Source organism: Xanthobacter sp. BG11Y11_SDJG (genome assembly GCF_057364445.1).
Genome location: NZ_JBNFNU010000240.1, coordinates 1 through 6,607, shown reverse-complemented (window position 1 = coordinate 6,607; position 6,607 = coordinate 1). Strand labels below are relative to the sequence as shown.

Below are 6,607 nucleotides of genomic sequence, written 5' to 3'. Positions count from 1 at the left end.
CAAAAGAAGTCCATCACCCGCCTCCTGCGTTGCGTAACGCGGGAGATTTTACCGGGCGGCGAAGCTGTTGGTGGCGCGCTCTTCGGCGGGGAACCGTCCTGCCGATTACGGGCGGCAATCGGACGGTTGTGTCCTGCGTCTCCCATCCCGCCCCTCGCCTGAACACGAGAGGCCCCGCCAATCTGCGAATGAGCCCGGTCGTGGTCATTGCACGCCTCCAGAGCCGCCACGGGCGACGAACAGGCCAGCAGACTGCGGAACGATGGCCGAGATATCGCGCACGTCAGGTGTCGGCTGAGCATGATCCGTTGACATTGGATCTGCCGCTGACGTGCGCACTGGCTGCACGGCGAAGATCGGAGCTTGAGCCCAGGAGGGTGTCGTCCGACGCCGGCGAGAGGGTGATTTCGGCGCGGAAGGTTCGGCTTCGCCGCGCGCGATGTCCGGCGCCAACTTGTCGACGTAAGCGCGCGTCTCCGGGGGCAGCGGGCGTCCCTTCCGAGAGGCCTCGTAGCGGCCCGGCCCCGCATTGTAGGCGGCGAGGAAGCCAGGATTGCCGTAGCGATCGAACAACTCCCGCAGGTAGGCCGCACCCGCCATGATGTTGTCGTGCGGGTCGTAGGGGTCGTCGCCGAGGCCATAGTGGACACGCAGTTCAGCCCAGGTCTGCGGCATGATCTGCATCAGCCCCATGGCGCCTTTTGGCGAGGTAGAGCGCGCGTCGCCGTCGCTTTCGGCGCGCATGACGGCCCGGATCCAGGCTGCGGGAATGTCGAAACGCTCCACCGCTTCCGCGATGAAGTCGGCGTAGCGATCGTCTTGACGACGGCGGGTTTGTGGCCCTCGTGCTTCCGCCGCCATGGCTGTCATGGACCAGCCGTAGGGCACTCCGGAAAGGAGAAGAAGGACCAGCGTGGGCGGACAAATGAGCCCTCGCGTCGATGCGCGCACGCCCTCGCAGGCGCGCGGAAACAGTCTCGCCGGCAGCATGACGGCCTCTCGACGTGTGATGAAGGTGAAGGTGGTCGGTCGCACTCAGCGCGTCGGCGCACGCCAGACGAAATGTCCGTCGCCGGCCTCATCCGTGTAGATCGGCATGGCGCGGCCGATCACAGTGCCGACGGGCAACGGCCCGAAATACCGGCCATCCAGACTATCCGGCACGTCGAAGTTCATGAGGAAGAGCTCACCTTCCGCGACCCGGCGGCACCCGCGCCAGACCGGCAGCGGTCGCCCCATGCGATCGCGCTCCAGCGCCTCGCCATAAGCCACGCCATCGACGGTGATGGTGCAGTCCTCGCGGCAGACCTCCTGCCCGGGAAGCGCCGCCACGCGCTTCATCAGCGGCACGCCGGGCCCAATATAGCCACGTTCCACCAGGAAGCGGGCGAGCACCGCCGGCGGCTTGATGGCGAGGAGATCCGTGACCTCGAGCCGGCCCGCCGGCTCGATGGCATAGAGCCCGATGGGCGCGCTGGCGGAGACGTTCCACACCAGCTTCAGCGGTGTGGGAACGAACGCGGAGGCTGCCACGCCCATCACAGAGAAATACGTCACCATCACAGTGCCGAAGCGGGTCATACCTCGCACTCCCTCCGCTTGAGCCACGCCTGATGGCGATCCAGCGCGTAAGGGCGCGGTGCGTGACCAGCGGCCAGACGGTGGTGGACATGGCGCCAATGGTCCGGCGCCACGTCAGCTCCATGGATGCCGAGGGAATCCATGGCTTCCATATGTTGAAGCACCTTCTCCACCTTCGGCCAGCCGTCGACGCGCAGAAGGATTTCTCCGCCGGGACGCACGAAGGGCAGCGTCTGATAGGCCTCGCCGGGTGCGACGGCGCGCACGATGTCGATGCGCGAGACCACGGTGCCGAAGTCGTTTGCGGCCCAACGGACGAAGGCGAAGATGGAGTTCGGCGCAAACGATACGATGCGGCGGCTACGGTCGAGAGTCTGCGCATGAGCTGGGCGTCCGAAGCGGATCCAGTTCTCGATCCGCTTTTCGATCCAGGTCAGTTCCACATGGGTGAGCGGGTCTGGGGTCGGCGCGGCGGGTGATGGGGCGATGGGTTTGGGAACAGAGGATGGCACCGGCGGGCTCATCATGAGGCCTCTCCTGATGTCGGGGGAAATTCTCGGGCGAGGAGATCGCGGAGCATGTCCGCGACGGTCTGGCCGCGACCGAAGGCGGCGATCTTGATGCGCCCGCGCAGGTCAGGCGTGACGTCGATGGTGAGCCGCGCGGTAAAGCCGCCGGTGACGTCATTTGACGTCTTCGCCTCCGCAGCCTTGATCCACTGCTCCGGATCAGCCGGCCGCGCGGCGAAGCCCTTGCGGGTCGGCGGTGCGCTCATGGTAGGCGTCCATAACCGGCGAGACCGACGATCTCCGCCGCCAGCGCCGTGATCTCGCGCGCAGCCGGGCCACGTTCGTCCAGCTCGCTGACGAGCCGCCCGGACTGTGCCGACATGGCGAAGGCGACGCGCTGGCCAATGGTGGTCGCGAGCACGGGCGGATCGTGATCCGCCAGCGTCTCGGCCGTCTCACGGGCGAGCACGGTGCGGGCACCGCAGCGGTTCAGCACGAACCGCGCGGCCAGGTCCGGTCGGTAGATGCGCGCCTCATTCAGGAGCGCCAGCATCTCCACCGACGCCCAACCATCGAGGGGCGAGGGCTGCACCGGGATCAGCACCAGATCGGCGGCAAGGAGCGCCGAGCGCATGAGGGTGGCGACACGGGGCGGGCCGTCGATGACGATCATGTCGGCATCGCGCGCCAGCTCGGGAGCTTCCCGGTGCAGCGTGTCACGGGCGAGGCCGACGACGCCGAACAGGCGTGGCAGGCCCTCGCGACTGCGTTGCTGCGACCAGTCCAGGGCCGAGCCCTGGGGGTCCGCATCGATGAGCGTGACGCGCTTGCCCTGGCTCGCCCAGGCGCCGGCAAGGTGCAGGGCAAGCGTCGTCTTGCCGACTCCGCCCTTCTGGTTGAGCAGCGCGACGATCATCGCGGGCCTCCCGATGCATTCGAGGGAGGCAGATCGGTTGCGGAAAGAGGTTCCAGCGCCTGAAATCCGTCTTTACGGAAAGACGGAAGACCTTCATCCTTAGAGGTGCGCAGATGGGCAGGTTTTTGGGCCTGCTGAGTGCGGTTATCCACATCGCGCGCGCGCCTTTTAAAGTTAGAGTCTATGTTAGATTCTAAGTTAGGGGCGCGATTTTGCCTTTTCGGACTTGGGGTTAACCCCTGTTTCGGTTCCGAAGCACGAGGGGCCGGTTCCCGATGGCACGTGGCACGGGGTTCCCGATGGCACGAAGGGATTCACAGGCTGTCCACAGGCCGGCTCGAAGGCGAGCAACGCGCGCGAACCCGCGTCAAACTCCAGGAACAGGGTGTAGCCGGGCAGCGGCTGGCGGCGGATGATATCCCTGAGCTCAAAGGCGAAGCGCTTGAAGGGGGAGAGGCTGCCCGATTTCAGGTAGAGGTGGCGGAAGTCGAAGCGCCAGCCGTTGTGCTGGCGGCCGCCGTGCTTGCGCACCAGCCGGTAGAGCCAGCGGTCGAGCCCGCCCGTCAGGTCGAAATAGGCCCGGTCGATGGTGAGAACGAGGGCATCTTCGAGAATGGCGCAATAGAACCAGTCAGGAACGATGAGCTCGATTCCCGCGGGTCTGCCATCCCGGTCGGTGCGCTCCTTCCACTCGTTGATCCAGGAGAAGCGATGGCGCCGTCCCTCGGCCCGCTGGCGGATCGAGGTGGACACGGTTGTGGATTGCAGCCGGTCGAGCGCCGCCTTCAGGCGCTGGTAGTCCCGCAGCGAGGTGCCGCGCCCCACGAACCTGAGGATCTCATAGGGGGTGGCGACCATGAAGCGCGACGTGCGCAGGCCAGCGTCGCGGGCCTCCACGATCTGGCTCGCCGCCCAGATCAGGATGTCGGCGTCCCAGATGGTCGCCATGCCGTGGTCAGGCACGGCCTCGACCCGGATGGAGACATCGCCGGCGGCAAAATCGATGGGCGCGATACGATGGGTCTTGGAGAGGGAGAAGAAGGGATAGGCCATGAGATCCTGCGCATCCCGTGGCGCGAACGCGCCGGGAAGCGCGCGGAACAGATCGAGCTGTCCGCGCTCCGGCTGGGAGCGATGCCGCGCCGCCATGGAGAAGGGTTCCGATCAGCGTGCGAAACGGTGGGGCTCGACAACGCCGGGCAGGGCGTGGCGCTTGGCCGGCAGCACGCAGCCGCGCGGATCGGAGGTGGAGGTGACGGCGCCACGGGCGACCCAGGCCTGCAGGTCCTCGATGGCATAGACGACGCGTCCGCCGAGCTTGCGATAGCCGGGTCCGGTTCCGTAGGTGCGGTGCTTCTCGAGCGTGCGGGGCGAGAGGCTGAGGAAGACGGCGGCTTCCTTGGTGCGCAAGTAGCGTGGCGGCAGCGGGACAGCGTCGGGTCGCATGGATCGAACCTCCGTGGGCGATCTCGGGCCGCTGGTCATCAGCGGCGGATGGCGATCACGGTGGCGAAGGGCAGCCGTCGAGGGGGATGGGGAAGTTGAGGGGGGCGAAAATCCCCACCCTCAGGATGCCGACGATGCGGCTATGGTCTTCTGCGATGACGCAGGAGCCTGAGATAGCCGCCGCCGATCATGGCGAGGCCGCCTTTGACGAGGCCGATGACCTTGTCGCGCAGCGCCGAGGTTTTCCAGGGCTCGGATGCCACGCGCTTGTGGCTGTAAAGGAAGATGGCGATGTCGCGATAGCTGGCGCCGTTCGCCCGACCATCGGCCGCCAGCATCATGGTGCGCAGCCGGCCACGCTGCTGCGCGGTGATGCGGGTGTCGGGGATCGCCGGCCGACCCTCGACAGCGCGCCAGAAGCGGGTCAAGGCCTCCACCCGTCCAATGGTGTCCGCGTCCAGCGGGATCAATGCCGCCAGCGGCGCGTCGGGGCGAGTCCCGGTCAGCAGCAGCACCTGCGCGGCATGAGGTGCCGAACCATGGACCCAGTATCGTCCCTCGGTGCTATCGCGTGGCGCAACCATGCCGCCGAACGACACGCTGGGCGCGCCCGGAAGAAACGCGGGCTGTTGGGCGAGAAGCACGATGGCCGGATCGACAACCGGCGACCACGGGACGTTCTGTTCCACAGCGGAGAGAGATGGCCGCGCGGCGAAATCGCAGCCCCCAGCGTTGCTCCACCTCCCGGGGGAGCGGGTCGGCGTCCGAGCCGGCCTTCACGAGGGACTGGTAGTGTTCCTGGTAGGTCTCGTCCCGGCGCAGGCATTCCCAGGCGAGGCCCTCCACCGACAGCGTGTCGAAATAGACGTAGCTGGCATCCTCTCGCCAGCGCGATGTATCGGGCTTCATCACTCGTCTCCGCATCCAGCGTGCGTGTCGAGTGAGGACAATCTGGGATTGAGAATACTGGGGGAAGTCTGCCAGGGAGCATCGCGTGATGCCGCAGCCGCATCACCCCTGCAAACGGGCTGCAACGTCAGACAGGGCGGTGGAGGAGGTCCTTGTAGCCGCTGGAGGCCACCCATCGGCCCGGGCCAGATGGCTGTCATGGACATGACGGGCACGTTCGGACTCCCGAGCCGCGTCGATGCCGAACAGCACCGAGGCGATCTCCTCCCAGCCGGCGCCATCCGCCGTGGCGTCCAAAAGGCGCGCATAGAGCTTGATGTGCGCTCGGTCGTAGTCGGTGAGCTCGGAAGCGGACGGAGCGGTGTCTGCAAACGCGTCGGTCATGTCACCCCCCGTTTCCATGCCTGGCGCAGCCTTCGTCCCTTCTAGACGACGGCGGATGGTGAAGCGAGCCCGCGAGCCGGGAGCATCCCCGGGCCGCTCGGTGATCGATCGGCATCGGCATTGCCGCCGTCTAACCCGCTAGGGCCGCTTGATTACATATTATAGTTGATAAGCTCAAAGTGTGTAAATTGCGATCCGTCTGCGCATGGATATGCGCAAGCTGGTCGGCCGGAACTTCGCTCGCCTGCGTCAGGAAAAAGGCCTGACGCAGGAGGATGTCGAGGCGCGCTCCGGTTTCAGCCAGCAGTATATCAGCGGCCTCGAGCGTGGCCGGCGCAATCCGACGGTCATCACCCTCTACGAGCTGGCTCAGGCGCTGGGGGTCAGCCACGTCGAACTGGTGCGGCCGGACGGCAACGACTGACCGGTGAACCCGGTGGCGGGAAGGCCCCGGCCGGACCGGCCGGGGCCTTGTGCGGCTCACTCGCCGCGTCGCCCGCTGGGGCGGGACCAGATCAGCGAGAAGGTGTCGGCGTCCTCGTCGTCGAAGAGGTTGGCGTAGATCGGGGCGTTGAAGCTCGGGTCGTCGAGCTTGAGGCCCAGATAGTCGCGGCCCTCGCTGGAGCGCTTGGACCAGGCGGCGCCGATCTCGATCTTATGTGGAGCTCCACATAACGTCGATTATGCGGAGAGCGGGATTATGCGGAGCGCTGGCCTGTGAGGTCTGTGTTGCCGCCGGTTTCGGCGGGGGTTCTGCTCCGCATAATTGCGAGGGTGGAAGGCGGGCGCCCCGCGGGAAGCGGAGCGCCCGTGGCCGGTCATCGCGACCAGATGAGCTTGTGCTCGCCCTTGTCGCCCTGGA

The 6,607-nt window shown here is 66.6% G+C and carries 9 protein-coding genes and 3 pseudogenes; 1 reads left to right on the top strand and 11 read right to left on the bottom strand.

Annotated features, from left to right (window positions below; genetic code table 11):
- Positions 1-204: 204 nt before the first annotated feature.
- The 10 genes and pseudogenes from AC2W7M_RS17230 to AC2W7M_RS17185 all read right to left on the bottom strand — a co-directional run bounded on the left by AC2W7M_RS17230 (position 205) and on the right by AC2W7M_RS17185 (position 5,745).
- A complete protein-coding gene (locus tag AC2W7M_RS17230; RefSeq protein ID WP_486133543.1) occupies positions 205-1,035 on the bottom strand; it encodes a lytic transglycosylase domain-containing protein in 831 nt (276 codons plus the stop codon).
- Positions 1,036-1,581, bottom strand: a complete 546-nt coding sequence (locus tag AC2W7M_RS17225) for a S26 family signal peptidase (protein ID WP_486133541.1) — start codon at positions 1,579-1,581, stop codon at positions 1,036-1,038.
- A complete protein-coding gene (locus AC2W7M_RS17220; protein WP_486133545.1) occupies positions 1,578-2,105 on the bottom strand; it encodes a DUF2840 domain-containing protein in 528 nt (175 codons plus the stop codon). The genes AC2W7M_RS17225 and AC2W7M_RS17220 overlap by 4 nt, the downstream gene beginning before the upstream one ends.
- Entirely contained in the window at positions 2,105-2,356 is a 252-nt protein-coding gene (locus AC2W7M_RS17215; RefSeq protein WP_149578524.1) for a hypothetical protein, read from the bottom strand. Before AC2W7M_RS17215 ends, AC2W7M_RS17220 begins: the two co-directional genes overlap by 1 nt.
- Positions 2,353-3,006, bottom strand: a complete 654-nt coding sequence (gene parA / locus AC2W7M_RS17210; RefSeq protein ID WP_486133540.1) for a ParA family partition ATPase — start codon at positions 3,004-3,006, stop codon at positions 2,353-2,355. The genes AC2W7M_RS17215 and parA overlap by 4 nt, the downstream gene beginning before the upstream one ends.
- Positions 3,003-4,155 (bottom strand): annotated as a pseudogene (locus tag AC2W7M_RS17205) (replication initiator protein A). The gene parA and the pseudogene AC2W7M_RS17205 overlap by 4 nt, the downstream one beginning before the upstream one ends.
- A gap of 15 nt (positions 4,156-4,170) precedes the next feature.
- On the bottom strand, positions 4,171-4,452 hold the full coding sequence (locus AC2W7M_RS17200) for a helix-turn-helix transcriptional regulator (protein ID WP_149578527.1): 282 nt from the start codon (positions 4,450-4,452) through the stop codon (positions 4,171-4,173).
- 140 nt (positions 4,453-4,592) lie between these two features.
- Complete coding sequence (locus AC2W7M_RS17195; RefSeq protein ID WP_309298308.1) at positions 4,593-5,096, bottom strand: DUF2285 domain-containing protein; 504 nt, start codon at positions 5,094-5,096, stop codon at positions 4,593-4,595.
- Positions 5,017-5,361: a transcriptional regulator domain-containing protein gene (locus AC2W7M_RS17190; protein ID WP_486133537.1), complete on the bottom strand. Its 345-nt coding sequence runs from the start codon at positions 5,359-5,361 to the stop codon at positions 5,017-5,019. The genes AC2W7M_RS17195 and AC2W7M_RS17190 overlap by 80 nt, the downstream gene beginning before the upstream one ends.
- A gap of 127 nt (positions 5,362-5,488) precedes the next feature.
- Positions 5,489-5,745, bottom strand: a pseudogene (locus AC2W7M_RS17185) (DNA -binding domain-containing protein).
- Between the two features lie 205 nt (positions 5,746-5,950).
- On the opposite strand from AC2W7M_RS17185, the gene AC2W7M_RS17180 reads away from it, so the two are divergent.
- The gene (locus AC2W7M_RS17180) at positions 5,951-6,169 is read left to right on the top strand and encodes a helix-turn-helix domain-containing protein (RefSeq protein WP_138397488.1); all 219 of its coding nucleotides are present in this window, start codon (positions 5,951-5,953) and stop codon (positions 6,167-6,169) included.
- A 56-nt stretch (positions 6,170-6,225) separates the two neighbouring features.
- On the opposite strand, the pseudogene AC2W7M_RS17175 reads toward AC2W7M_RS17180, so the two are convergent.
- Positions 6,226-6,402 (bottom strand): annotated as a pseudogene (locus tag AC2W7M_RS17175) (DUF736 domain-containing protein); the annotation flags it as partial.
- Positions 6,403-6,607 lie beyond the last annotated feature (205 nt).

Bases quoted from the DNA above. Each gene is read 5' to 3' on its own strand.
- AC2W7M_RS17200 (WP_149578527.1), bottom strand. From the start codon at position 4,452: ATGCGACCCGACGCTGTCCCGCTGCCGCCACGCTACTTGCGCACCAAG.
- AC2W7M_RS17180 (WP_138397488.1), top strand. From the start codon at position 5,951: ATGGATATGCGCAAGCTGGTCGGCCGGAACTTCGCTCGCCTGCGTCAG.
- AC2W7M_RS17190 (WP_486133537.1), bottom strand. From the start codon at position 5,361: ATGAAGCCCGATACATCGCGCTGGCGAGAGGATGCCAGCTACGTCTAT.
- AC2W7M_RS17225 (WP_486133541.1), bottom strand. From the start codon at position 1,581: ATGACCCGCTTCGGCACTGTGATGGTGACGTATTTCTCTGTGATGGGC.
- parA (WP_486133540.1), bottom strand. From the start codon at position 3,006: ATGATCGTCGCGCTGCTCAACCAGAAGGGCGGAGTCGGCAAGACGACG.
- AC2W7M_RS17220 (WP_486133545.1), bottom strand. From the start codon at position 2,105: ATGAGCCCGCCGGTGCCATCCTCTGTTCCCAAACCCATCGCCCCATCA.
- AC2W7M_RS17215 (WP_149578524.1), bottom strand. From the start codon at position 2,356: ATGAGCGCACCGCCGACCCGCAAGGGCTTCGCCGCGCGGCCGGCTGAT.